Consider the following 23,997-nt stretch of genomic DNA (forward strand, 5'->3'; position numbering starts at 1 on the left):
ACTTTAAACTTGCCCGTCGTCCTGGGATGCGTCCTTTGTTTCCTTGTTCTTTCCGGACTGCTTGCCCTTTTCCTTGCCCGATTTGGCCTGCTGGCTCTGTTCCAGCCGCCGCTGGGCCATCTGTTCCTGACGAAGCTTCTTTTTCTCTTCCTGCTCGGCGATCATCTGAGCTTCCTTTTCCCGGCCCTTCTTGATAAAGTAAGGGGTGAGGATCAGCTCCTGGATTACGGAAAAGATGTTGCGGGAGATCCAGTAGACCCCCAGACCGGCGGGAAGGATAAATCCAAAATAAATGGACATGGCCGGCATCATCACATTCATCATGGCGGCGGAAGCATTGGCCGATGCATCCTGCACCACTCCCTGACGCTTCTGCATCAGGCGCATGACATAACTTTGCAAAAAAGCAGTGGCGCCCGACAGAATGGGGACGATCCACAAAATGTTGAATTCCTTGAAAGAGGGGGTCAAAGCCAGATTGATACCCAGGAAATTGAAATCCACCTTCATCAGCCCGTCAAAGTGCTGGCTGAGCAGGTTGAAATTATCAAAATACTGGGCGACCACCTGAGCCTGCATCTGAATGGTGCTCTGACCTTCGATGTTCAGAAGCTCGGCCATCTTGGCGATTTCTTCGGTGCTCAGGCCCATGAAGTACCGCAGAGGCTGGGCCACCACATAATAAAGCCCCATCATGATGGGCAGCGTCAGCAGCATGGGCAGACAGCCGGACAGGGGGCTGACCCCTTCCTCATCATAAAGCTTCTGCACTTCCTGAGCGTATTTTTCCCGGTTGTTGGCGTACTTTTTCTGCAGTTCCAGCATCTTGGGCTGGATGCGCTGCACATCCATCATACCCTTTTTCTGTTTCCAGTTAAAGGGGAGCAGGATGATCTGGGTCAAAAGGGTGAAGAGGATAATGGAAAGGCCGTAACTGCCCACCCCTTCATAGATAAAGTGCATAACGTATCCGAAAGGGACCGCTATAAAATCAAGCATAGATCTTCTCCTTCTGCCAAATTGCAGAATCCTGTCAAAGGCCCATCCCCGGCAGAGGGACGGACATTTTTTTGTTACGGCACCGGATCATATCCGCCCCTGCAAAACGGGTTGCAGCGCAGTATGCGCCACAGAGCCAGGGCGCCGCCCTTCAAAAGGCCGTATTTCTCAATCGCCTCCAAGGCGTATTGAGAGCAGGTGGGAACAAAGCGGCAGGTAGGGGCCCGTTTCAGCCCGGACAGCCGCCTTCTGTAAAACCGTATGAGCGCAAGTACCAGATTTTTCATTTCACTTTTTCAAAAGGCCCAGTTTGGAAAACAGCTCCATCATATCCCGCTGCAAAGCATCAAAAGAACATTTCATGCACCGGGACCTGGCCACGATGACAATATCATAGCCCGGGGCGAACTGGCTCTCCTGAAGGCGATAGGCCTCCCGTAAGCGGCGGCGCATCCGATTGCGCTGCACCGCGCCCCCCAGCTTGACGCTGCAGGTGATCCCCATGCGGCTGATGGTTTTGAGACGATTCTTTCTGGCATAGACCACCAGACTGGGGGCCGCCGCCGATTTCCCCCTGGCATAGAGGGCACGGAACCGGTTATTTTCACAAAGGGACTGGGTATGCTGCATAATGAAAAGCCTCGGTATTAAAATTTAAGACCGCATGGCGCGGTCTTAGTTTTTAGTGAGAAAGCCGTACTCTGCCCTTGGCCCGTCTTCTGGCCAGAACCTTTCTGCCGTTTCTGGTCTTCATTCTCTTCATAAAGCCATGTTCCTTGCTGCGCTGGCGCTTCTTCGGCTGGTATGTTCTCAGCATTTGGCTCACCTCCCCAATGATTTTAGGTAAGACACCGGCATAAGCCTGATGTTCTCAGACGCATGCCGCTGCCTACGACAACTGCGCACTTTGTATTATAATGTGCCGGGAGCCTTTCTGTCAACCTCAAAAAGCCATCCTTTGCCTAATATTCTGGCTTTTTGCAAAGAAATTATCCCATTGTTTTTGATTTTTTGTTATATTTTTATTTTATATAACTTTTTGTATTTTTCCACTGGTTTTCCCCACAAGTTGTGGATAAACCTGTGGAATCTGTGCATAACTTGGGGACAACCTGTGGCTATCTTGTGGAAAGGCCTGTTTCCCATCAGGGAAACAGCCAATGGACCACCCGGGGCGACAGCTGAAGTCCCAGCCGGTTCTGCAAAGAAAGGGATGCTTTGTTGTCCGGCCGGATCTGGCAATAAGGGATTCTTCCCCTCTCCAGCAGCCAGCCGATCACATGGCGCTCCAAGGCATAGCCAATGCCCTGACGGCGGAAATCGGGCATCACTTCCAGAATGCCATAAGTACCCTCTTCGTGGCAGCCGATGAACCCGGCCAGCTTTTCCTCTTTGAAGGCGCCGAAGATTTCTCCCCGGGCCAGAGTGCGGGCCAGCATGGCCCTTTCGCTGTCGGCGTAGTAATGGGGGGACACCTGATCCAGCCAGGAAGGATCCAGCGTGCGAATCACAGGCTCCTCTCCTCTTTGAGGCGGCGGGGCCGAATGGGAATAGACGCCGTGGTAAAAATCCATCCGATTAAGACCCAGGCGGCTCACCGCCTGGGGAACATATTCCTCCTGATGGCATACCAGCGTCCGGCCGGGACGGCACAGCGCCACCGCTTCCTCCAAAAAGGAGGGGTCCTTTGCCGTGAGATGGTATTGATTGCAGCCGGTGTTATACAGCAGCACACCCCGCTCATCCCACTTTTCCACCTGGGCAAACCCCCGGCGAATGCAGTCGATCATGTCGATATGGCACAGCCGGTCCTGTTCCAGTGCTTCTTCCAGCTTGTTCAGATCCATCCTCTTTCCCCACTTCCTTCGGAAAGAGCGGCCTGAGCCGCCCTTCCCCCTGTGATTTTACCGTTTGCTGCCCATCTTGCCGCCTTTGGAACCGCTCAGGGCGTTATTGGACAGGATATTGGTGTCAAAAGTCACCGTCAGCGCATCCTTTTCCCGCTTCCGCTTGATGGCCAGCCAGATCATTTTGTCCAGCAGCTCATCAAAAGCAATACCGCTCTCCTGCCACAGGTAGAAGGCCAGGGAACCGGGAATGGTGTTGATCTCATTGATAAAGACCTCACCGGTCTCGTTATTCATCATAAAGTCGATACGGGCCACGCCGTTGCCGTTGATGGCCCGGAAGGCCTCGGCAGCCAGGTGCTGGATCTTCTCGGTCACATCTTCCGGCAGATCGGCGGGAATTTTCCGGCTCAGACTTTCCATTCCCTTGGAAGACCCCTTGGAGCCGCTTTCGTATTTATCTCCAAAGGTGAGGATGTCTGTGGCGTTGAGAGGCTCTTCGCACACCGAGCTCTGGCACTCGTCCAGATCGCCCAGCACCGAGCAGTTGATCTCTCGCAGATTGGCAACGCAGGTCTCCACGATCACCCGGTCGGCATATTCCATGGCGGTCTCCACCGCCTCCTCCAGCTGCTGCCGGTCTCTGGCCTTGCTGATGCCGATGCTGCTGCCCAGATTCACCGGCTTGACCACCACCGGGTAGCCGCCGCAGACGGCCTCCACCCGCTGGATCTCCGCCTCGGTGTCGTGGAACCATTTCTTTTTGTGGGTCAGAATCCCCTCCACCACCGGCAGACCGGCGCTTTTGAACAGGGATTTCATGGCCCATTTGTCCATGCCCACTGCCGAAGCACACACATCGCACCCGGCATAGGGAATGTTCAGATATTCAAAGAAGCCCTGCAAGGCGCCGTCTTCCACATTGGTGCCGTGGGTCACAGGCAGGATCACATCAATCTCTCCCACGGTGCTGTTTCCCAGCTTCTTGGGGGGATAGCACTGAAGGGTGGCGGTGTTTTCTCCGCCCACCAGCACCACCCGAGTGGCCTGCTTCAAAGCCGCCGGGATATCCTTATAGGTGTCGATCTGGCCCATATGAGGACCGGTATAGAATTTGTTGTCCTTTGTGATATAAATGGGCACCGCTTCGTATTTCTCCTGATCCAAAGCGGCAATGGCCTGCATGGCCGAGATCACCGAGACCTCGTGCTCCACGCTTTTACCGCCAAAAAAGACGCCCACGCGAATCTTCATACCCAATCCTCTCCGTTTCCATTGCAGACAAATAGTTCACAATTTGTTTTAAAAATAATTATTATTGCAAACAGTTTTCACTTTTTCCTGATTGCTGCCCTAGAGATGATACCACAAATCTCTCCGGAAAAAAAGGGCACGGCTTAATAGTTGTCCGGCAGGTCATTTTCCAACAGCACAAACCGGGGCTCACCGGGCTGGCCGCAGCTTTGGGCAAAGGCCAGAGCCTGCTGCAAAGTATCGGCCACCAGTATTTTTTCCTCGGGGAACTCGGCTGCCGCCAGGCCCTGACGGATAGGCTCAGCCTGACGGGGATTGACCAGAGCCACATAATCACAGCAAGCCGCCGCCTGTTTGCCAAACTGGAAGTTGAGATCAAACTCCCGCTCTCCCAGCTCCACCATACCGGGAGTGACTAGAATCCGCAGTCCCTGGCACATGGACAGAGTGCGCAGCGCAGCCTGGGCCCCCTTGGGATTGGAATTATAGGCGTCGTCGATGACAGTATAGTTGCTCCCACCCCGGATCAGCTGCATCCGATGGGGCACCGGTTCCAAACGGCGCACTGCGGGCTGGAGTTCCTCCAGAGAAATGCCCAGTTTATGACACACGGCGATGGCGGCGGTGATATTCTGCACATTGTGTTCACCCAGCAGCCGGGTCTTATAGCGGAAACTTTCCCCTCCGGGAGCAGAGACGGTGAACTCTGTACCGCTTTGGGTAACGGTAATATCGCTTGCTTTGTAGTCCCTCTCCCCTTCCAGGCCGTAGCGGACCACATTGCTTCCCACCTTCCGGGCGGCGATAAATTCATTGTCCTCATTCAAAAAGCACAGTCCGTCCATGGGAATGGCATCATACAGCTCAAACTTGGTGTCAATGATGGTGTCCACCGTGCCGAAGCTCTCCAGATGCTGCTCTCCGATGGCGGTAATGATGCCATAGCGGGGATGGACCAGATCGCAGATCTCCTTGATATCCCCCTTGTGCCGGGCGCCCATCTCGCAGAGGAAGATCTGATGGGTGGGCGAAAGCATCTCCCGCACGGTGCGCACCACGCCCAGGGTGGTGTTATAGTTGCCCGGGGTCATGAGCACATGGTATTTGGTGGAAAGAAGGGTGTTGAGAAAATACTTGGTGCTGGTTTTGCCAAAGCTGCCGGTGACGCCCACAACAGTGAGATCGGGCATACTCTGAAGCTTTTTCCGGGCGTCCTCCACATAATAGCGGGCCACCATTTTTTCCACAGGGGTGTTAATGAAATTGGCCAGCAGCACCACCAGAGGGGTGCACAGCAGCACCACGCCGAAAATGGCCATGCCATAGGGCAGAAGCAAGCCAGGGATCAGGGCCAGCACATAGAGCACCGCCGATGTTGCCAGAAGCCGCTTGACCCGTGCAGTATACACCAGGGGTTTTTTGGCCTTTCTGGGCCGGTTGAGCACGCAGTAGCCCAGAAGCATCACTCCATAATAAGCGCCCCGATCGGCCCGGCCCTGGCTCAGGATCCAGGGCAGCAGCAAAAGCAGGCTTTCCAGCCGGCGCAGGCTGAAAATGCTTTTGGTGTTCTTTTGCAGATAATGCCGGTACTGGCCGAACTGATAGGAGCACAGCTGAAGCATGTGGACGAAATACACCGCCCCCACCCCGGCTGCGGCCAGAGCCAACACCGCCATGAAAATGGTTTCCAAAATAGTCATACACTCTCTCCGAATCTTATGCTGAAATCATGGTATTTATTTTAGATGTCGATCCCCAGGAACTTTTTCACCACAAGGCCGATGACAAAGCTGATGGCTGCCACCGAAAGACTGATGGCCGCCATCTCCCCGAACCGGCGCAGGAAGGGCAGGGATTTTGCCACCGAAATATAGTAGTTAAAAGCCAGGATGATCAAAATGACGCATCCCAGCATGGTCAAAAGGGCCGGGAGATACATCCCTGTGGGGAAAAGCAGGAAAGGCAGCACCAGAATGGCCACCGTCACCAGATAAGCCACGCCGGTGTACAGACTGGAACGGAAAGCGTCCTCACTTCCCTCGGCCCGCTGGGCCAGATAGTTGCTGGCCGCCATGGAAAATGTGGCCGACACTCCGGTGATGATCCCGGAAAGAGCCACCAGACGGGTATTCATCAAGGCAAAGGTCATGCCGGCAATGGTGCCGGTGAGTTCCACCAAAGCATCGTTGAGTCCCAGCACCATGCTGCCCACATACTGAAGCCTTTCTTCGTCCAGCATTTCCAGAAGCTCCTGCTCGTGCTTTTCCTCTTCCTGGGAAATGGTCTCGGCCTGGGGGATCTGCTCCATCACCTGGGCATATTTCCGGGTGGCGGCGTTTTCCCCCTTCTCCATCTTTTTCAGCACAAAGGTAAATCCCAGAATGCGGCTGAGCAGCAAATAGAAAAAGGCCTTTTTCCGGTTTGGGGACACTTCCTTGCCGCTGTAAGACCGCCAGATCTTCTCATGCTCCCGCTCCTGATGGGCAATTTTGCGAAGGGTCTCCTGGTTCCGGGGATTTTTCTCCCGGGCGGCAATACCCTCATAGATCAGGCTTTCGGTGAGCTCATTGCGCTGGCTCTCCCACAAAAATTTCTCCGCTTCCGGAGAAAGAGCCGTCTTTGCCATCTTCCATCCTCTCTCTTTCTTCCCTTACAAAAAAGCGTCCAGCACAGCAGAAAACTGGGGCCAGTTATCCAGAAACGGAAAATGCCCCGCATTTTTGATGACGGCCAGACCGCTCTCCGGCAGTTTTTCTTCCATGATCTTCCCGTCCCGCAAAGGGGTAGCGGTGTCGTTTTCCCCCCAGATGAGCAATGTGTTCTGCCGTACTTTGGGCATCAGGGGCGTCAGATCCAGATTGACCAGGTTGACCAGGGTCTTTTTCATCACAGGGGAGGCATTGCGGTAGTCCTCACTGCCCCGGTTGCGGCTCATCTTCTGATAAAGCGGACCAAAAATCAGTTTGAGCACCGGCATACCCGCCAGCTTCCGGGCCATTTTGTAGGAATAGATCTTCACATAATAGCTGGCCGGGCGCACAGGAGGCACCCCTGCGGCGTCCATCAGCACCACTTTTTTGCAGCGGAGAGGGCAATTCTCCTGGCTGAGCAAGTGAAGAATGATCCTGCCGCCATTGCTGTGGCCCATCAGAATACACTCTTCCACCCCTGCGGCCTGGCAGAAATCCAGCACAAATGCCCCGTAATCCTCCAGTGTCATGGCCTGGGACGGTTCCGGCGTCTTGCCGCTGCCCGGCATCTGGGGAACCAGCACCCGGTAGCGCGCCGAAAGTTTATCCACAATGCGCTGGTAGGCCCCGATGGGAGCGGCCCAGCCGTGAAGCAGCAGCACCACCGGCCCCTCCCCCTGGTCGATATAATCCACCGGCAGACCTTTTACATCAATGGTCACCTTGTCACCTCATTTGCAGGCGGGCACGATCTCGATCCAGTAACCGTCCGGGTCCTGGATAAAGTAGATGCCCATCTGGGGATTTTCAAAACAGATGCAGCCCATTTGCGCATGTTTGTCATGGGCCTTCTGATAGTCGCTGACGGTGAGGGCCAGATGGAACTCCTCGTCCCCCAGGTCATAGGGCTCGGTCCGGTCCCGCAGGGCGGTGAGCTCCAGCAGGAAACCGCTTTTTTCCGGGTCTCCCAGATAGACGATGCGGAAGGCGCCATCGGGAGCGTTTTTCTCCTCCACCGGCTCCAGTTCCAACGCTTCTTTATAAAAAGCCAGGGATTTTTCCATATCCAGTACATTGAAATTGAAATGGGCAAACCGATAATCCATGCTTTTTCTCCTCTCATGGCATTTGGTGCTTTTATCATACCATTTTTGCCCCCCTGGTTCAATGTGATATTTGTCTTTGCCCCCTTTTCTCCGGCGTCAAAATATGATAGGATAGAAGAAATTCCGGGCATTTGCCCAAAAAGGAGTCGTGTCATGCCATTTGATCTCACTTTCGACAGCGGCCTGATCATCCTCATTGCCGCCTTCGACCTGTTTTTGCTCATCCGCTTTTTCCAGTTCCGCCGGCAGATCAAAGTGCGGGGCATGGTGCCCGGCCGTCTGATCATGCTGGGCATTGTGTGCGCCGTGGTGGTCATCCAGGCCTGCCGGGGCGCTTTCACCCAGTACACCCTGGCCTTTAACATCTGCACGGTGCTGGCCGTGCTGCTGGTGGCCATCACCCCTTCCGGCCTTTCCAAAGAGGGGATCTTCTGCAATGTGATGCCCACCCCCTGGAGCAAGATCTTCTATTATGACATCGAGGAATATTCCGAAAAGAAAGTGCGGCTGCGTGCCCATCTGGCCGCCAGCGAACGGAACCTGGTGTTCCCCAAAGAGCAGAAAGAGCTGGTGATCGCCCATCTGAAAAGCCAGAAAGTGCTTTCCTTTGAAGAATATAAAGCCCTGCGCAATTCCCGCAAATCGTAAATCCCTCCCCCAGGTTTTCGCCTGGGGGATTCTTTTGTCTTTATCGCTGTTGTCTATCAGTCCTTACCCCATCTATCAAGAGAAACGATTGGTATTTGCATCATCCGTGTTTTAGAATGAATATGTATGGGTTTTTCCCTTTCACTATGCCATTCTATGATGAAAGATGGGAGATACAAGAATGAACCGCGAACTCATTAAAGACCTGCCCGCTGTGTTTGAGGAATTCAACGAACAGCGGAAAAAATCCTTTGTCACCGCCATGGAGATGAAGCAGAAGGGCGTTCCCTTTGTGGGCGTTTTCTGCACCTATCTGCCCCAGGAGCTTCCCATGGCCATGGGGGCCGCCGTAGTGGGTCTGTGCTCCATGTCCGGTGAAACCATCCCCGAAGCCGAAAAGGACCTGCCCCGCAACCTGTGCCCTCTGGTCAAATCCAGCTACGGCTTTGCCAAAACCGACAAGTGCCCCTTCTTCTATTTCTCCGACCTGATCGTGGGTGAAACCACCTGCGACGGCAAAAAGAAGATGTATGAAATGCTGGGCGAGTTCAAACCCGTCTATGTAATGGAGCTGCCCAACAGCCAGAGCCCGGAGGCCCTGGAACTGTGGAAAAAGGAAGTCATCAAGTTCAAAGAGAAGCTGGAGAGCCACTTCGGCGTCACCATCACCGATGAAGATGTGCGCAAGGCCATCAAGCTGAAAAACGAAGAGCGCCAGGCTCTCAAGGACTTCTACAGCCTGATGAAGCTCAATCCCGCTCCCATGCTGGGCGGCGATATGTACAAGGTCCTCTATGGCTCCACCTTCAAATTTGACAAAGAAGCGCTGATCCAGGAGGTCAAGGCTCTGACCCAGAAGATCAAGGACACCTATGACGACGGCACCCCTGACTGCCCCAAGCAGAAGTTCGCCGGCCGTCCCCGGATCATGGTCACCGGCAGCCCCATCGGCGGCGCCAGCGAAAAGGTCATCAAGTGCCTGGAAGACAACGGCGCCCAGGTGGTGGTGTTCGAAAACTGCAGCGGCGCCAAATCGGTGGATGAAATGGTGGACGAACAGAACCCCGATATCTACGATGCCCTGGCCCGCCGGTATCTGAACATCGGCTGCTCCTGCATGACTCCTGACCATAACCGCTTCAAGCTGATGGACCGTCTCATCGACGAATACCAGGTGGATGCTGTGGTGGAGGTGGTGCTCCAGGCCTGCCACACCTACAATGTGGAAAGCTTCCTTATCAAGCGCTTTGTCACCGAAGAGAAAAAGAAGCCCTACATCGCTTTGGAAACCGACTACTCCACCTCCGACGCCGGACAGATCAGCACCCGTCTGGCCGCCTTCCTGGAGATGCTTTAAGCCATGGCCCGTCTCAGTCTGGGTATCGACTGCGGCTCCACCACCACAAAGGGAGCCCTGTTCGACGGAGAAACTGTGGTAAAAACCATTCTGCTTCCCACCGCCGCCCGTCCCCGGGAGCGGATGGGACAGATCTATGACGCCATGTATTCTTCGGAAGTGGAATATGTGGTCACCACCGGCTACGGCCGGGAACTGCTGCCCCAGGCCCACAAGCGGGTTACCGAGATCACCTGCCATGCCAAAGGGGCGGCCTATCTGTGCCCCGGCATCGCCGGTGTGGTGGACATCGGCGGCCAGGACAGCAAGGCGATTCTGCTGGATCGAGACGGCAATGTGGCCGATTTCGTCATGAACGACAAATGCGCCGCCGGAACCGGCCGCTTTGTGGAAATGATGGGCCGGATTCTGGATTGTCCTCTGGACGAGATCGATGCATTCACCAAAGACGCCAAACCGGTGGATATCACCAGCATGTGCACCGTTTTTGCCGAAAGCGAGATCATCAGCCTGTTGGCCCAGGGCCGGGCCCGGGGCGATATTGCTTTGGGAGTCATCCGCTCTATCTGCCAGCGCACCGCTTTGTTCGCCCAAAAACTGCGGCCGGAGGGAGATCTGTTCTTCAGCGGCGGTCTGGCCCGCTTCGAAGTGTTCCGCAAAACATTGGAAAGCTATATCGACTGGCCGGTGCACACCCATCCCCGCTCCCAGATGGCCGGCGCCATCGGCGCCGCCATCATCGGCTGGCAAAAAATCCGCTAAAATATTCTGTTCCAGATGCCGCAGGCATCTGGAACAGTTTTATTTTTTGCATTTTTTGTTTGTGTTGTCCACAGATGTTATACACAGGGTGTTGATAACCCCTGTGTATAACTTTTTGTAACTGTGGTTTTCTTTTTTCTCCCCTCTCTTTTTCCCTGCCAAAAAATGCAGCAAAAAATTGTGCGATATTTTATAGTAAAAACCCTAATTTCTCCCTGTCAATGGAGAAGAAACCTATGGTATACTATATCCATATTCATAATGTCCCGGAGGTGTCCGGGGACTTCCGAAAGGAGAGAACAAAGGAAAATGAACCAAGCGCTGAAAGAAAAGCTGTCCGCCATCCTGGGGATGAACCTGAAGAAGGATTACACCTCTGTGTCCTATGCCATCATGCGCCATGGAGAGATCCTGGCCGCCGATTCCCTGGGCACCCAAGGAGGCGAAGAGAAAAAGCCTGCCGATACAAACTGCACCTACAATGTGGCCTCGGTGTCCAAGATCTATTGCACCGTTGCCGTGATGCAGCTGGTGGAACAGGGCAAGCTGGACCTGGATGAGCCCATCGTCACCTATCTGCCCCGGCTTAAGATGCTGGACGACCGGTACCGTCAGATCACCCTGCGTCACTGTCTCAGCCACAGCAGCGGCCTTCCGGGCACCCAGTGGAAGCATTTTTCCGCCTCCGATGTGAGCCACGACACCTACTACGAAGAAGTGTATGACTACATGGCCCACAGCTATCTGAAAGCCGCTCCCGGCGAATATTCCGTCTATTGCAATGACGGCTTCACCTTGGCAGAAATGGCCGTGGCCGCCGTTTCCGGCATGAGCTACGCCCAATACTGCAAAGACCACATCACCGAACCCATCGGCGCCCACTCCAGCCGCCTCTCCCCTGTGCGCAACACGGAGTATCCCCTGGTGCAGGAAGGAAAGAAGCCCCATGAACTGCTGTTCATCCAGGGCGGCGCCGGTTATACCACCACCATGAGCGATCTGTGCCTGTTCGGCAATCAGTTCCTCACAGACTCCAGCATCCTCAGCAAGGAAAGCAAAGAGGAAATGGCCAAGCATCAAGGGGTTTCCTTCCTCCCTGGCGATACCCGCAGCACCGGTTTCGGCCTGGGCTGGGACAATGTGGACATGAAGGACAAGGACTATGATCTGGGCGAAGGCGTGCTGCAAAAAAGCGGCAACAGCTTCCAGTTTACCACTCAGTTTATCATCATCCCCAAATACGATGCCGTTCTGGCCATTTCGGAAACCCACGACTGCGGCATCGATGTGCTGGAGACCATCCTGCGGCTGTTTGCCACTGCTATGCTGGAGACCGAAGGGGTCAACATCTACACCCAGTATCAGCCGGTGCCTCAGGAGCTGAAAGAGCAGTTTGAAGGTACTTATCTGGTGCCCAGCGCCGTGCTCAACGCCCATTTCTACGGGGCTGTGCTCAATGTGACCCGGGACAGCACCCGTGGGGACAGCGAGGGCATCCACAAGAACCTGAAATGGAACGGCAAGGTGTTCGAAGGGGAAAACGACACCCGCATTTCTTTCCAGGAACATGAGGGCCAGAAATTCATGATCCTGGATCTGCGGGGCAAGGTGGCTCCCTTTGCCATGCAGGCTCCCCGGAATCTGCCTCCCGTCAGCCAGGCCTGGAAAGATCGGATAGGCAAAAAATATGTGCTGTGCAGCACTTCCCCTTGGGATCTGATCCCCTGTGAACTGATGACCGGCTTTATCATCAACCCCCTGCCGGATCACGAAGGAATCCTGGTAGCCTCCTGCTCGGGACGCAGCGACAGCGGCGTGTATGGCCTCTTTGAAGGCTCCTTCACCCCGGTGGACGATGAGAAGGGCACCGGCTTCCTGCGCACTCCGGCCAATGGCAGCCGGGATCTCATCACCCCCTGCTTTGAGAGGAAGGACGGCGCTGAGCACTGTGTCATGGCCTCCTATACTTTCCGGGACGCAGAGAGCCTTCCGGAATACCAGGGCGAAGGCTTTACCGGCGCTTACGACCCCCACACCCTGAACAAAGTCTACCGGTTTGACAAAACACTGGAGACACTGCCGGAAGTGCCGGAAAATCACCGGCTGATGGTTCTGGACGAGGACATGGTCACCTGCTATGACAGCCTGATGGGCGGCGAATACAAAAAACAAGACAAGGGCTATCTGATTCTGGTCTGATCCCCTGACGATTTCTTAAAGTTTTCTGAAAAGGGCTGCGAAAGCGGCCCTTTTTCTTGTGTTTTCCCACAAAACATACTATAATACCCAAAAAAACTTGTGGAGGAGATCCCTATGTCAGTAGAATCAGCCCGGGCCCATCTGGCCCAGTTTGGAAAGGAAAATGACATCCTGTTCTTTCATGAGTCCAGCGCCACCGTGGAGCTGGCCGCCCACGCTCTGCACACCCAACCAGGCCATATTGCCAAAACCCTGTCTTTTCTCACAGAAGACGGCCCTATCCTCATCGTATGCGCCGGTGATGCCCGCATCGACAACCACCGCTACAAAGACCTGTTTCACCAAAAAGCCAAAATGCTCACCCCCCAGCAAGTGGAGGAATATACCACCCATCCGGTGGGCGGCGTCTGCCCTTTTGGCGTACCGGAGGATGTGAAAATCTATCTGGATGAATCACTGAAACGGTTTGATATTGTCTATCCTGCCTGCGGCAGCGGCAACTCTGCCATTCCCCTCACCTGTGAGGAACTGGCTCAATACAGCGCTTGCCAGGGCTGGGTGGATGTGTGCAAAGATTGGGGCAGGCAAAACCATGAAGAAACCCTATAAAAAATGGCCTTTTCCCCTGCTCTCCCTTGTTTGCCTGGGCATTCTGGCATTTATTCTCATCCAGATGCGGATATGGAGCCTGTCCCGGGACCATCGGGTCAGCCGGGAGGAAGCCCAGCCGGCCCAGGCCATTCTGATTCTGGGAGCCAAGGTGGACTCTTCCGGGAACATGAGTCCGGCTCTGCTGGGACGGATGGAGGAAGGCCTGGCCCTTTATCAGCTAGGCAAAAGTCAAACCATTCTTATCTCAGGTGACGGAGAAAACCAGCAGCGCAACGAAATCGCCGCCATGAAAAGCTGGCTTCTGGAGCAAGGTGTGCCGGAAGAGGATATTCTGTCTGATCACCACGGCCTGAACACCTATGCCAGCCTATACCGGGCCAGGCATGTGTATCAGCTGGAAACCCTCTTGGTGGTGACCCAGGACTATCACCTGGGAAGAGCCCTTTACCTGGGCCGGCAGCTGGGGCTTTCCTGTGAAGGGGTGGGCACGCCCAACAGCGTTTTGAAAGCCCAACTGCCTCAGAATCTGCTGCGGGAGTCCCTGGCCCGGGTCAAAGCCTTCTTTAATGCCGAAGTTCTCCCCCCTGATCCCACACCCCTTCTCGCCCCCGGCGCCTGACCGGTTTCACATGAAACATTTTCCACAGCCTGGGGAAAATCTATGGGGAAAACCCGGAGCTCTTGCTTTTTTGCTTGACAAAAAGGCAAATCCCATGATATTATCCCATGAGTATGGGGCATCTGCCCGATCCACGCTTGTCAGGAAAAATCTCTGACAAGCGTTTTTTTGTGAAAATACCTGGGAAAGGATTGATCTGATTTTGAAAAAATGGATGCTTTCCGCTGCCATTGTGGCTGCGGGAAATCTGCTCTATGCCCTCACCGTCAAGCTCTTTGTTCTGCCCACCGGACTGGTGATGGGCGGTACCACCGGCCTGGGCCTCACCGCCAATTATCTCATCGGAGTGCCCATTTCCGCCTTTGTGCTGGCCTTTAATATGGTGATGCTGCTTTTGGGACTGTGCGTGCTGGGTCGCCGTTTTGCCGCCACTACACTGCTCAGCAGCTTTATTTATCCCCTGGCTCTGGAGTTTTGGCAGCGGCTTCTGGGGGATTATATGCTCACCGAAGATGTGATGCTGTGCACCCTTTTTGCCGGTCTGGGGGTAGGCGCCTCCCTGGGGCTAGTCATCCGGGCCGGCGCTTCCACCGGCGGCATGGACATCCCTCCCCTCATCCTCAACCGACTGTTCCGGGCGCCGGTTTCGGTGTGTATGTACTTCTTTGATGTGTGTATCCTGCTGAGCCAGGGGCTGTTCCAGTCCCCGGAAAAACTGCTCTATGGCGTGGTGCTGGTGATGATCTATACCATGGTGCTGGACAAAATGCTGCTCATGGGTACTTCCCGCATCGAAATCAAGGTGGTCAGCGAAAAATCCGAAGAGATCCGCCAGGCCATCCTTCAGGATCTCAACCGGGGCGTCACTCTGATCCAGACAGAAAGCGGCTATCTGCGGCAGAATACCCAGCTGGTGCTTTCGGTGCTGTCCAGCCGGGAACTGCCCAAGGCGGAAAAGCTGATCCATCAGATCGATCCGGAATGCTTCCTCATGGTCAGCCGTATTTCCGAAGTCAAGGGCCGGGGCTTCTCCATGCAGAAAAAATACCGATAAAACAGAAAAACGGCTGCATCTCAGATGCAGCCGTTTTTTTCTTTTTTAGTGATGATCTTCTTCCCCGTGGCAGGCCTTGCAGTCGCCGGTGCAGCCCACATACTGGACCGGGTCTTTGCCCTGGCCCTTATAATAATTGGCCAAAGCAGCCTTGACAGCTTCTTCCGCCAGCACCGAGCAGTGCATCTTCACCGGAGGCAGTCCATCCAGGGCCTCCGCCACAGCGGCATTGGTCAGCTCCAGAGCTTCCTTCACCGTCTTGCCCTTGACCATTTCGGTGGCCATGGAAGAGGTAGCCACCGCAGCGCCGCAGCCAAAGGTCTGAAAACGCACATCCTGGATCACTTCGTTTTCATCGATCTTCATGTAGATCTTCATGATATCGCCGCACTTGAGGTTGCCCACCTCACCCACGGCATTGGCATCCTCCAGCTCACCCACATTCCGGGGATGGGCCAGATGGTCCATAACTTTTTCCGAATACAGCATAACAAACTCCTCCTTGCCGATCACTTGCGGTTCCACACCGGGGACATGCTCCGGAGCTTCTCCACCACCTTCGGCAGTGTTTCGATGATATAATCCACTTCTTCTTCGGTGTTGAACCGGCCCAGGCTCACCCGCAGAGAGCCATGGGAGACCTCATGGGACAGGCCGATGGCCATAAGCACATGGGACGGGTCCAGGCTGCCGGTGGAGCAAGCCGAACCGGTGGAAGTGCAGATGCCCTCCATATCCAGATAGAGCACCAGGGATTCGCCCTCAATGGCGCTGATGGCAAAACTGCAGGCACCGGGCAGACGGTTTTCCGGATCGCCGGTGAGAATGGTCTCAGGGATCTGAAGCACGCCGTCGATGAGTTTTTGGGACAGCGCTTTCAGGCGTGCCGACTCTTCTTCCATGGTCTCCATGGCCAGCTGAGCTGCCTGGCCCAGGCCAACGATACCGGCCACATTTTCGGTGCCGCTGCGCCGGTTGCGCTCCTGGCCGCCGCCTTCGATCACCGGGCGCAGGCCCAGCCCCCGGCGGATATACAGAGCGCCGCTGCCCTTGGGACCGTTGATCTTATGAGCCGACAGGGACAAAAGGTCAATGTTCATTTTGTTCACATCCAAAGGCATGTGGCCGAAGGCCTGTACCCCATCGGTGTGGAACAAAACACCCTTTTCCCGGCAGATTTTTCCGATCTCTTCAATGGGCTGAATGGTTCCCACTTCGTTGTTGGCCGCCATGATGGACACCAAAGCAGTATCGGGTGTGATGGCTTGTTTCAGCTCTTCCAGATCCACCCGGCCATTTTTGTCCACATCCAGGAAGGTCACCTGGAATCCTTCTTTTTCCAGAGCCATGGCGGTATGCAAAACAGCATGGTGCTCGATTTTGGTGGTGATCAGATGCTTTTTCCCCTTGCCGGCGGGGCCATAGAGAACCCCTTTCAGAGCCATGTTGTCGGCCTCGGTGCCGCTGCCGGTGAAAAAGATCTCCTCGGCCTTGGCGCCGATGACCTGAGCCACCTGCTCCCGGGCTTTTTCTATGGCGATTTTGGCCTCCCGGCCCAGCTTGTACAAAGTGGAGGGATTGCCATATTCCTCTTTCAAATAAGGCAGCATGGCATCCAGCACCTGGGGAGCGATGCGGGTCGTGGCTGCGTTATCTGCATAAACAAACATGATGCAACATCCTTTCTATGTGGCTTCCTGCAAAGCATGATGCTTGGATGCTGTGCAAAAAGATTTGTTTCTCCGCCTTCAATATACACCATTTTAGTGTATATTGCAACAGGAATTTTATACGCTTTCCCTTTCTACCGCTTTTGAGCGATCTGACCGGTGGCCAGAGCATCGCACCGGTTGTTGAAAGGATTGTCCCCATGACCTTTGACCCAATGAATGGTCACCTGATGCCGTTTCAGCTGCGCATCCAGCGCCTGCCACAGCTCCACATTGAGCACCGGCTTCTTGTCACTTTTCACCCATCCTCTTTTTTTCCAGTTTTCCAGCCATCCTTCGTTGATGGCCTTGGAGAGATACTGGGAATCGGTGTAAAGCTCCACCTGACAAGGCTCTTTCAGCCGGGAAAGGCCCTGGATGGCCGCAGTGAGCTCCATCCGGTTGTTGGTGGTCTCCCGTTCAAAACCGGCGATCTCCTTTTCGATCCCCTGAAACCGGAGAATGGCGCCCCAGCCTCCGGGGCCCGGATTTCCTGAACAGGCCCCGTCGGTATATACTTCCACTTGCTTCATAGAGAGATTTATTCTCCCTTCTCCGGCTCAGGCTGGGACTGCTGGGCATTTTCCCCATTTTCTGTATTTTCTAAGCTTTCTCCGGCATCTTCTTCCTTATCGGCCTTGGCCAAAGAAATCAGCTTGACCCCTTCATCCAGACGCATCAGTTTGACGCCCTGAGACGAACGGGAGCAAACCCGGATGGTCTCCACACCGGTGCGGATGATCACGCCTTCATCGGTGATCAGCAGAATGTCGTTATAGGTATCCACCGACTTGATTCCGGCCAACGGCCCTGTTTTGTCGGTGAGATTGTGGGCAATGATACCGCCGCCGCCCCGGTGATGCTCGGTAAACTCCCGGGGGGAAGTCAGCTTGCCATAACCGTTTTCGGTGACGGTGAGCAGATACTGGCCTTCGCTGTCGCAGGCCACGCCCACCACATAGTCCCCTTCACTCAGGCGGATGCCCCGCACACCGGCAGCCGAACGGCCCATGGTGCGCACTTCTTTCTCATCAAAGCGGATGCCCCGGCCGTCATGGGTGCACAGGATCACCTTGTCCTGTCCATCGGTAAGACGCACGCCGATGAGTTCATCTCCCTCATTGAGAGTGATGACCCGCACGCCGGCCTTTCGGGCGGTATGGAGATCGGATAGATGGGTGCGCTTGACCACACCCTGTTTTGTGGCAAAGAACACATAGGCTTCGTCACAGAATTCCTTGATGGGGATCATGGCGGTGACCCGCTCTCCCCCTTCCAGCTGAAGGAGATTGACGATGTTGGTTCCCTTGGAGGTGCGGGAGGCCTCTGGGATCATGTATCCCTTCAGCCGCAGCACCTTGCCCAGATTGGTAAAGAAGAGCACATGGTCATGGGTGGAAGCTGTAAACACCGTTTCCACAATGTCCTCTTCCCGGGTAGCCATGGCGGTGATGCCCCTTCCGCCCCGCTTCTGGGTGCGGTAGGCCGACACCGGCAGCCGCTTGATGTACCCCAGTCGGGTCAGGGTATAGGCGCACTGCTCTTCTTCGATCAGATCTTCAATGTCCAGCTCATTTTCCACCATGGAGATCTCGGTGCGCCGCTCGTCGCCGAACTTTTCACAGATCTCGGTGAGCTCCTGCTTCACAATGGCGTAGATTTTTTCGGCATGAGCCAGAATATCTTCGTATTCGGCGATCTTTTTGTGCAGAGCTTCCAATTCGTTTTCGATCTTCTCCACTTCCAGCCCTTGCAGCCGTCCCAGACGCATGTCCAGAATAGCCTGGGCCTGGACATCCGACAGATCAAACCGCTCCATCAGGCGCACTTTGGCATCGTCATAGCTCTGGCGGATGATGCGGATGACTTCGTCGATGTTCTCGCAGGCGATTTTCAGTCCTTCCAGAATATGCGCCCGCTCCTGGGCCCGGCGCAGATCATAGCGGGTGCGTCGCTCCACCACTTCATACTGGAACCGAATGTATTCGTCCAGCATTTCCCGCAAGGTGAGCACCCGGGGCTGGCTCTGGTTGTGGATCAGGGCCAGATTGATCACCGAGAAGGTCTCCTGCATCTGGGTATACTGGTACAGCTGATTGAGCACCACCTGAGGATTGGCATCCCGGCGCAGCTCAATGACGATACGCATACCGTCCCGGTCGGATTCATCCCGCAGATCGGTGATGCCCTCCACCCGGCGCTCTTTGTGCAGATCGGCGATGTTTTCAATCAGACGGGCCTTGTTCACCATGTAGGGCAGTTCGGTGATGACGATGCGGAACCGGCCCTGTCCATGCTCTTCAATTTCTGCCCGGCAGCGGACAATGATCCGCCCTCTTCCGGTGGCATAGGCCGCCCGGATACCGGCCCGGCCCATGATGATGCCGCCAGTGGGAAAATCCGGCCCCTTGATAAAGCGGCAGATGTCCTCCAAAGTGGCTTCCGGGTTGTCGATCACATAGCAGATGGCCTGGCAGACCTCCCGCAGGTTGTGAGGCGGGATGTTGGTGGCCATGCCCACGGCAATGCCCGAAGAACCGTTGACCAGCAGATTGGGGAACCGGGAAGGCAGCACAAAAGGCTCCTTCATTTTGTCGTCGTAGTTGGGGACAAAATCCACGGTGTCCTTTTCGATATCGCTGAGCATATTGGCCGCCAGCTTGGCCATACGGGCTTCGGTATAACGGTAAGCTGCCGGAGGATCGCCGTCCACGCTGCCGAAGTTGCCGTGGCCGTCCACCAGAGGATAGCGCAGGGAGAAATCCTGGGCCAGACGCACCAGGGCATCATACACCGAAGCGTCGCCATGGGGATGGTAACGGCCCAGCACATTACCTACGGTGGTAGCCGATTTCCGGTAGGGCTTGTCCGCTGTCAGATTGTCTTCGTACATGGCGTAAAGAATACGCCGGTGCACCGGCTTCAGACCGTCCCGCACATCGGGCAAGGCCCGGCTGACGATGACGCTCATGGCATAATCGATGTAGGACTTGCGCATTTCCTTTTCCAGATCCACATCGATGATCGTTTGGCCCTCAAAGGTCAAATCGTTGATTTCACTCATGTTTTCACCTGTTTTCAAATACTATATGTATTATCAGTAAAAAATCTACTTTTTGTTCAAATTAACATGAGATCCTTGCCACAGCTTTGCCCCACAAGGCACGGCTGTGGCAGGAACCCCCCGGTCTTTGACAGCCCTAGCCCAAAGGCCAGGGCTGCAAAAAACCGTTTTCCCAATCAGCGCCAGCCGCCGTCTTCGTCGGTGCCGTCCATATTCATTCCCTGGTTCTGGGAGGGGCCATAGTAGTTGTCCCCTGTGTCATTGGGAATGATCAGAGCACAGATGATATACAGCAGCAATCCGCTGCCGCCGAAAAAGATCATTACAGCCCAGGCCAGGCGCACCAGGGTGGGATCAATGCCGAAAAACTCGGCAATGCCGCCGCATACCCCGGCCAGCACCCGATCATTGCGGCTTTTGTGCAGTCGTTTCATAGTACCTCTCCTTTCCCGCTTGCAGGATCAGATATCCAGATTGTTTACATACTTGGCATTCTGCTCGATAAAATTCTTACGGGGTTCCACCTTCTCGCCCATGAGGATGGTAAAGATCTCATCGGCTGCGGCGGCATCCTCCATATTCACCTTGAGCAATGTGCGGTTTTGGGGATTCATAGTGGTTTCCCACAGCTGTTCCGGGTCCATTTCACCCAGGCCTTTGTAGCGCTGGACTTCGGCGCCGGGGATCTGCTGCAGGATCTCTTTCAGCTGATCGTCGCTGTAAGCATACCGGGGCTCATTCCGCCCCTTTACAATTTTATACAGAGGAGGCTGGGCAATATACACATGGCCTCCTTCGATCAAAGGACGCATGAAACGGAAAAAGAAGGTGAGCAGCAGGGTACGGATATGGCTGCCGTCCACATCGGCATCGGCCATCAGGATGATCTTGCCATAACGGAGCTTGGAAATATCAAATTCATCCCCGATGCCGGCGCCGAAGGCGGTGACCATGGGCATCAGCTTTTCATTGCCGTACACCTTGTCCAGACGGGCTTTTTCCACATTGAGCATCTTGCCCCACAAGGGCAGGATGGCCTGATACCGCCGGTCCCGGCCATTTTTGGCCGAGCCGCCGGCGCTGTCGCCCTCCACGATGTAGATTTCGGTATAGGTGGGGTCTTTTTCCTGGCAGTCGGCCAGTTTGCCCGGCAAAGAGGCGCTTTCCAATGCGCTTTTCCGGCGGGTGGCCTCTCTGGCCTTCCGGGCCGCTTCCCTGGCCCGGGCTGCGGTAAGGCATTTGTCGATGATGGTCTTGGCGGTCTGGGGATTTTCCTCCAGATAGGCCGACAGCGCCTCGTAGACCGCTCCATCCACCAGGCCCCGCATTTCAGAGTTGCCCAGCTTGGTTTTGGTCTGGCCTTCGAACTGGGCCTCGGTGAGCTTGACGCTGATGACGCAGGTCAGACCTTCCCGGGTATCGTCACCGGAGAGGTTTTTGTCGTCTTCTTTCAGGAATTTATATTTGTGGGCATAATCGTTGATCACCCGGGTGAGAGCCGATTTGAAGCCGGTCTCGTGGGTGCCGCCCTCGGTGGTGTTGATGTCGTTGGCAAAAGAGAGGATATTTTCGTTATAACTGTCGTTATACTGCATGGCTACTTCCGCCATGCTGTCCTCTTTCTGAGCGGACAGATAGATCACTTCGGAATGGAGGGGCGTCTTGTTCCGGTTCAGATGCTCCACAAACTCCCGGATACCGCCCTGATAGCACATCTCATTGACCCGGATATTTTCATCGTCCCGCTGGTCGGTGAAAGTGATGGTGACGCCGGCGTTGAGGAAGGCCTGCTCCCGCAGCCGGTTAAGCAGCACATCGTAATCGTATTCCACCGTTTCAAAGATGGTGTCATCGGCTTTGAAGCGCACAAAGGTGCCCCGCTCATTGGTGTCGCCGGTGATGTGCAGGGGGCTTTCCGGCACGCCCCGGTTAAAGCGGATGGAATGCACATGGCCGTCCAGATACACATCCACCGTCAGCCACTGGGACAGGGCGTTGACCACACTGGCGCCCACACCGTGAAGGCCGCCGGAGACCTTGTAGCCGCCGTCGCCGAATTTGCCGCCGGCATGGAGGATGGTATAGACCACTTCCACCGTGGAAATACCCATTTTATGGTGAATACCCACCGGGATACCACGGCCGTTGTCCCGCACGGAGATCACATTGTCCTTTTCAATGGTCACTTCGATATGGGTGCAGTAACCGGCCAGCGCCTCGTCGATGGCGTTGTCCACGATTTCATAAACCAGATGATGCAGGCCTCTCTGGGATGTGGAGCCGATGTACATACCCGGCCGTTTCCGCACCGCTTCCAGGCCTTCCAGCACCTGTATCTGACTTTCGTCATAAGTGGTTTCAACTTTTTGGATATCAGTCATTGCTTCTTCCTCGCGTTCTATGGAAATTGCCGCCGCGGCTCAAAAGTCCACGGGGCGGATGGCTTGTTTCCTGTTTTGATCAAAAAGACAGCAGATTTTCCGGCAAAGGCTGGCTGCTGGCCCGCTTCAGCAAGGTCTGAGAGGAGATCTGGGAGATATAGACCACCGTCTTGCCATCCTCTTCGCAGACCACGGCGCTTTTGGGCAGTTCATCGCTGACGGTGACCACCCGCCCCTCCTTCTGTGCTTTTGTGAGAAATTCCCGGGTGCGCTTGCCGTATGTGGCGGTATCGAAATCAAAAATGCCCACGATGGTCCGCCGGGATACGGCAATATCCCGTCCCAAATGCAGATACATACTCCATTCCTCACTGACTTAAGGGAGATATGGTCCCTTTTTCCACCAGAAAAGCCGCCCCTTGCAGCTGACGCAGCCGCTGGGTGCGCTCACAGCAGGTGATGATCACCTGACCGCCGCCGGTTTTTCCGATGAGATATTCCTGTCTCCGGGAATCCAGTTCGCTGAGCACATCGTCCAGCAGCATCACCGGATATTCCCCTTGGTCGTCTTTGAAAATTTCCCGCTCGGCGAATTTCAGCGCCAAAGCAGCGGTGCGGGTCTGTCCCTGGCTGGCAAAGCCCCGGGCCGCCGAACCGTTGACACTCAGCAGCAGATCGTCCTTGTGGGGCCCCGTCAGGCATTGACCCGCCGCCAGCTCGGCCTTTGCATGACTCTCGGCATGCTCCAGAAGCCAGCCTTCGATGGTCTCTTCCGAAGCCTTGGGATCTTTCACCGTGGACACCGTCTGGTACTCTGCCACAAGCTCTTCCCCGCAGCCCGAAATGGTCTGCTGGATCTGGTAGGCCTCCCGGGCCAGTTTTTCAGCGAAAAAAGCCCGGTAACGGATGACGGCGGCGCCGCATTTGGCCATACGCCGGGTAAAATCGGGCAAAACCGCCAGAAGAGAGGGGTTTTCCTCCTGCATCCGCAGAATTTTGGATTTATGCTCCAGCAGTTTGTTGTATTCCCCCAAAGCCAGGGCATACCGGGGACGCAGCTGGCACAAAGCGGTGTCGAGAAACCGTCTTCTGGCCGCCGGACCTTCCCGGATCAGATAGAGATCCTCCGGGGAAAAAAGCACGCAGCGAAACACTTCCGAAAGATCGCTCTGCCGTTTTTGCTTGACGCCATTGACGGTGCTTTGCAGTTTCCCCGTACGGGGCAGGGTCAGCTCCATGGAAAATTTCCGCTGCCGGGAAAAAACCTTGGCCTCGATCCGGGCCTGGCTTTGCTGAAAGGAGATCAGATCTCCCCTCCGTGCCGCCCGCCAGGAGCGGCCGCCGGTGAGAAGAAAGATGGCCTCCAGCAAATTGGTTTTTCCCTGGGCATTTTCTCCCGCCAGAATGGTCACTCCTTCGGGAAAAGTGAGAGAAACATCCTGATAGTTGCGAAAATACCCCAGGCGAATGGCTTCTAACTGCATGAAGTGATCTCCACCTCAGTGTTTTCGAACAAAATTTTGTCACCGGGCACGCATTTTTTGCCCCGGGCCAGGCAGGTTTCCCCGTTGACCTTCACTTCGCCCCCCTGGATGCGCTCCTTGGCCTCTCCGCCGCTTTGGCATAGATTGGCAAATTTCAGCAGGCTGTCCAGCTTGATAAATGGGGTTTTAATGGGGATTTTAATGGTTTCCAT

The 23,997-nt window shown here is 55.1% G+C and carries 26 protein-coding genes; 7 read left to right on the plus strand and 19 right to left on the minus strand.

Features of this window, described 5'->3' with window-relative positions; genetic code table 11:
* Window positions 1–3: 3 nt before the first annotated feature.
* The 10 genes from yidC to H6A25_RS00755 all read right to left on the minus strand — a co-directional run bounded on the left by yidC (window position 4) and on the right by H6A25_RS00755 (window position 7,896).
* The gene (yidC, locus tag H6A25_RS00710) at window positions 4–963 is read right to left on the minus strand and encodes a YidC/Oxa1 family membrane protein insertase (RefSeq protein ID WP_204750103.1); all 960 of its coding nucleotides are present in this window, start codon (window positions 961–963) and stop codon (window positions 4–6) included.
* Window positions 964–1,073: 110 nt separating this feature from the next.
* Window positions 1,074–1,286 (minus strand): membrane protein insertion efficiency factor YidD, encoded by a 213-nt coding sequence (yidD, locus tag H6A25_RS00715; protein ID WP_204750104.1) that lies wholly within the window; start codon window positions 1,284–1,286, stop codon window positions 1,074–1,076.
* Window position 1,287: 1 nt separating this feature from the next.
* A complete protein-coding gene (rnpA, locus tag H6A25_RS00720; protein WP_204750105.1) occupies window positions 1,288–1,629 on the minus strand; it encodes a ribonuclease P protein component in 342 nt (113 codons plus the stop codon).
* A 52-nt stretch (window positions 1,630–1,681) separates the two neighbouring features.
* On the minus strand, window positions 1,682–1,816 hold the full coding sequence (gene rpmH / locus H6A25_RS00725) for a 50S ribosomal protein L34 (protein WP_118427986.1): 135 nt from the start codon (window positions 1,814–1,816) through the stop codon (window positions 1,682–1,684).
* 328 nt (window positions 1,817–2,144) lie between these two features.
* On the minus strand, window positions 2,145–2,846 hold the full coding sequence (locus H6A25_RS00730) for a GNAT family N-acetyltransferase (RefSeq protein ID WP_204750106.1): 702 nt from the start codon (window positions 2,844–2,846) through the stop codon (window positions 2,145–2,147).
* Between the two features lie 57 nt (window positions 2,847–2,903).
* Entirely contained in the window at window positions 2,904–4,100 is a 1,197-nt protein-coding gene (locus tag H6A25_RS00735) for a D-alanine--D-alanine ligase family protein (RefSeq protein ID WP_204750107.1), read from the minus strand.
* Window positions 4,101–4,243: 143 nt separating this feature from the next.
* A complete protein-coding gene (locus H6A25_RS00740; RefSeq protein WP_243423113.1) occupies window positions 4,244–5,800 on the minus strand; it encodes a UDP-N-acetylmuramoyl-tripeptide--D-alanyl-D-alanine ligase in 1,557 nt (518 codons plus the stop codon).
* Window positions 5,801–5,841: 41 nt separating this feature from the next.
* A complete protein-coding gene (locus tag H6A25_RS00745) occupies window positions 5,842–6,726 on the minus strand; it encodes a VIT1/CCC1 transporter family protein (protein WP_204750108.1) in 885 nt (294 codons plus the stop codon).
* A 24-nt stretch (window positions 6,727–6,750) separates the two neighbouring features.
* Window positions 6,751–7,512 carry an alpha/beta fold hydrolase gene (locus H6A25_RS00750; RefSeq protein WP_204750109.1) on the minus strand — a complete coding sequence of 254 codons (762 nt, stop codon included), beginning with the start codon at window positions 7,510–7,512 and terminating at the stop codon, window positions 6,751–6,753.
* Between the two features lie 9 nt (window positions 7,513–7,521).
* Window positions 7,522–7,896, minus strand: a complete 375-nt coding sequence (locus H6A25_RS00755) for a VOC family protein (RefSeq protein WP_204750110.1) — start codon at window positions 7,894–7,896, stop codon at window positions 7,522–7,524.
* A 153-nt stretch (window positions 7,897–8,049) separates the two neighbouring features.
* Between H6A25_RS00755 and H6A25_RS00760 the strand changes: the two genes are divergently transcribed.
* The 7 genes from H6A25_RS00760 to H6A25_RS00790 all read left to right on the plus strand — a co-directional run bounded on the left by H6A25_RS00760 (window position 8,050) and on the right by H6A25_RS00790 (window position 15,147).
* Window positions 8,050–8,544 carry a DUF5673 domain-containing protein gene (locus H6A25_RS00760; RefSeq protein WP_118427980.1) on the plus strand — a complete coding sequence of 165 codons (495 nt, stop codon included), beginning with the start codon at window positions 8,050–8,052 and terminating at the stop codon, window positions 8,542–8,544.
* 181 nt (window positions 8,545–8,725) lie between these two features.
* On the plus strand, window positions 8,726–9,901 hold the full coding sequence (locus H6A25_RS00765; RefSeq protein WP_204750111.1) for a double-cubane-cluster-containing anaerobic reductase: 1,176 nt from the start codon (window positions 8,726–8,728) through the stop codon (window positions 9,899–9,901).
* Window positions 9,902–9,904: 3 nt separating this feature from the next.
* Window positions 9,905–10,663, plus strand: a complete 759-nt coding sequence (locus H6A25_RS00770; protein WP_204750112.1) for an acyl-CoA dehydratase activase — start codon at window positions 9,905–9,907, stop codon at window positions 10,661–10,663.
* Window positions 10,664–10,972: 309 nt separating this feature from the next.
* A complete protein-coding gene (locus H6A25_RS00775) occupies window positions 10,973–12,862 on the plus strand; it encodes a serine hydrolase domain-containing protein (protein ID WP_204750113.1) in 1,890 nt (629 codons plus the stop codon).
* A gap of 114 nt (window positions 12,863–12,976) precedes the next feature.
* Window positions 12,977–13,471 carry a YbaK/EbsC family protein gene (locus H6A25_RS00780; protein WP_204750114.1) on the plus strand — a complete coding sequence of 165 codons (495 nt, stop codon included), beginning with the start codon at window positions 12,977–12,979 and terminating at the stop codon, window positions 13,469–13,471.
* The gene (locus H6A25_RS00785; RefSeq protein WP_204750115.1) at window positions 13,455–14,093 is read left to right on the plus strand and encodes a SanA/YdcF family protein; all 639 of its coding nucleotides are present in this window, start codon (window positions 13,455–13,457) and stop codon (window positions 14,091–14,093) included. The genes H6A25_RS00780 and H6A25_RS00785 overlap by 17 nt, the downstream gene beginning before the upstream one ends.
* Before the next feature lie 202 nt (window positions 14,094–14,295).
* Window positions 14,296–15,147, plus strand: a complete 852-nt coding sequence (locus tag H6A25_RS00790; protein WP_243423115.1) for a YitT family protein — start codon at window positions 14,296–14,298, stop codon at window positions 15,145–15,147.
* A 45-nt stretch (window positions 15,148–15,192) separates the two neighbouring features.
* Here H6A25_RS00790 and nifU read toward each other — a convergent pair whose 3' ends face one another.
* The 9 genes from nifU to H6A25_RS00835 all read right to left on the minus strand — a co-directional run bounded on the left by nifU (window position 15,193) and on the right by H6A25_RS00835 (window position 23,997).
* Window positions 15,193–15,636, minus strand: coding sequence for a Fe-S cluster assembly scaffold protein NifU (nifU, locus tag H6A25_RS00795; protein ID WP_118427973.1), 444 nt, complete (start codon window positions 15,634–15,636; stop codon window positions 15,193–15,195).
* Window positions 15,637–15,656: 20 nt separating this feature from the next.
* Window positions 15,657–16,820: a cysteine desulfurase NifS gene (nifS, locus tag H6A25_RS00800; RefSeq protein WP_204750215.1), complete on the minus strand. Its 1,164-nt coding sequence runs from the start codon at window positions 16,818–16,820 to the stop codon at window positions 15,657–15,659.
* A 131-nt stretch (window positions 16,821–16,951) separates the two neighbouring features.
* Entirely contained in the window at window positions 16,952–17,389 is a 438-nt protein-coding gene (rnhA, locus tag H6A25_RS00805) for a ribonuclease HI (protein WP_204750116.1), read from the minus strand.
* An 8-nt stretch (window positions 17,390–17,397) separates the two neighbouring features.
* Window positions 17,398–19,920 (minus strand): DNA gyrase subunit A, encoded by a 2,523-nt coding sequence (gyrA, locus tag H6A25_RS00810; RefSeq protein WP_204750117.1) that lies wholly within the window; start codon window positions 19,918–19,920, stop codon window positions 17,398–17,400.
* 176 nt (window positions 19,921–20,096) lie between these two features.
* Complete coding sequence (locus H6A25_RS00815; protein ID WP_204750118.1) at window positions 20,097–20,354, minus strand: PspC domain-containing protein; 258 nt, start codon at window positions 20,352–20,354, stop codon at window positions 20,097–20,099.
* Window positions 20,355–20,381: 27 nt separating this feature from the next.
* The gene (gyrB, locus tag H6A25_RS00820; protein WP_207750784.1) at window positions 20,382–22,301 is read right to left on the minus strand and encodes a DNA topoisomerase (ATP-hydrolyzing) subunit B; all 1,920 of its coding nucleotides are present in this window, start codon (window positions 22,299–22,301) and stop codon (window positions 20,382–20,384) included.
* Window positions 22,302–22,380: 79 nt separating this feature from the next.
* Entirely contained in the window at window positions 22,381–22,659 is a 279-nt protein-coding gene (gene remB, locus H6A25_RS00825; protein ID WP_204750119.1) for an extracellular matrix regulator RemB, read from the minus strand.
* 10 nt (window positions 22,660–22,669) lie between these two features.
* Complete coding sequence (gene recF, locus H6A25_RS00830; RefSeq protein ID WP_204750120.1) at window positions 22,670–23,785, minus strand: DNA replication/repair protein RecF; 1,116 nt, start codon at window positions 23,783–23,785, stop codon at window positions 22,670–22,672.
* On the minus strand, window positions 23,776–23,997 hold the full coding sequence (locus tag H6A25_RS00835) for an RNA-binding S4 domain-containing protein (protein WP_204750121.1): 222 nt from the start codon (window positions 23,995–23,997) through the stop codon (window positions 23,776–23,778). Before H6A25_RS00835 ends, recF begins: the two co-directional genes overlap by 10 nt.

It is taken from the genome of Intestinimonas butyriciproducens (assembly GCF_016901775.1).
Classification (GTDB): Bacteria; Bacillota; Clostridia; order Oscillospirales; family Butyricicoccaceae; genus Pseudobutyricicoccus.

Excerpts from the sequence above, each read along its gene's own strand:
- yidC (WP_204750103.1), bottom strand. The coding sequence starts at position 963 with ATGCACTTTATCTATGAAGGGGTGGGCAGTTACGGCCTTTCCATTATC.
- yidD (WP_204750104.1), bottom strand. The coding sequence starts at position 1,286 with ATGAAAAATCTGGTACTTGCGCTCATACGGTTTTACAGAAGGCGGCTG.
- rnpA (WP_204750105.1), bottom strand. The coding sequence starts at position 1,629 with ATGCAGCATACCCAGTCCCTTTGTGAAAATAACCGGTTCCGTGCCCTC.
- rpmH (WP_118427986.1), bottom strand. The coding sequence starts at position 1,816 with ATGCTGAGAACATACCAGCCGAAGAAGCGCCAGCGCAGCAAGGAACAT.
- H6A25_RS00730 (WP_204750106.1), bottom strand. The coding sequence starts at position 2,846 with ATGGATCTGAACAAGCTGGAAGAAGCACTGGAACAGGACCGGCTGTGC.
- H6A25_RS00735 (WP_204750107.1), bottom strand. The coding sequence starts at position 4,100 with ATGAAGATTCGCGTGGGCGTCTTTTTTGGCGGTAAAAGCGTGGAGCAC.
- H6A25_RS00740 (WP_243423113.1), bottom strand. The coding sequence starts at position 5,800 with ATGACTATTTTGGAAACCATTTTCATGGCGGTGTTGGCTCTGGCCGCA.
- H6A25_RS00745 (WP_204750108.1), bottom strand. The coding sequence starts at position 6,726 with ATGGCAAAGACGGCTCTTTCTCCGGAAGCGGAGAAATTTTTGTGGGAG.
- H6A25_RS00755 (WP_204750110.1), bottom strand. The coding sequence starts at position 7,896 with ATGGATTATCGGTTTGCCCATTTCAATTTCAATGTACTGGATATGGAA.
- H6A25_RS00760 (WP_118427980.1), top strand. The coding sequence starts at position 8,050 with ATGCCATTTGATCTCACTTTCGACAGCGGCCTGATCATCCTCATTGCC.
- H6A25_RS00765 (WP_204750111.1), top strand. The coding sequence starts at position 8,726 with ATGAACCGCGAACTCATTAAAGACCTGCCCGCTGTGTTTGAGGAATTC.
- H6A25_RS00770 (WP_204750112.1), top strand. The coding sequence starts at position 9,905 with ATGGCCCGTCTCAGTCTGGGTATCGACTGCGGCTCCACCACCACAAAG.
- H6A25_RS00775 (WP_204750113.1), top strand. The coding sequence starts at position 10,973 with ATGAACCAAGCGCTGAAAGAAAAGCTGTCCGCCATCCTGGGGATGAAC.
- H6A25_RS00780 (WP_204750114.1), top strand. The coding sequence starts at position 12,977 with ATGTCAGTAGAATCAGCCCGGGCCCATCTGGCCCAGTTTGGAAAGGAA.
- H6A25_RS00785 (WP_204750115.1), top strand. The coding sequence starts at position 13,455 with ATGAAGAAACCCTATAAAAAATGGCCTTTTCCCCTGCTCTCCCTTGTT.
- nifU (WP_118427973.1), bottom strand. The coding sequence starts at position 15,636 with ATGCTGTATTCGGAAAAAGTTATGGACCATCTGGCCCATCCCCGGAAT.
- rnhA (WP_204750116.1), bottom strand. The coding sequence starts at position 17,389 with ATGAAGCAAGTGGAAGTATATACCGACGGGGCCTGTTCAGGAAATCCG.
- gyrA (WP_204750117.1), bottom strand. The coding sequence starts at position 19,920 with ATGAGTGAAATCAACGATTTGACCTTTGAGGGCCAAACGATCATCGAT.
- H6A25_RS00815 (WP_204750118.1), bottom strand. The coding sequence starts at position 20,354 with ATGAAACGACTGCACAAAAGCCGCAATGATCGGGTGCTGGCCGGGGTA.
- gyrB (WP_207750784.1), bottom strand. The coding sequence starts at position 22,301 with ATGACTGATATCCAAAAAGTTGAAACCACTTATGACGAAAGTCAGATA.
- remB (WP_204750119.1), bottom strand. The coding sequence starts at position 22,659 with ATGTATCTGCATTTGGGACGGGATATTGCCGTATCCCGGCGGACCATC.
- recF (WP_204750120.1), bottom strand. The coding sequence starts at position 23,785 with ATGCAGTTAGAAGCCATTCGCCTGGGGTATTTTCGCAACTATCAGGAT.
- H6A25_RS00835 (WP_204750121.1), bottom strand. The coding sequence starts at position 23,997 with ATGGAAACCATTAAAATCCCCATTAAAACCCCATTTATCAAGCTGGAC.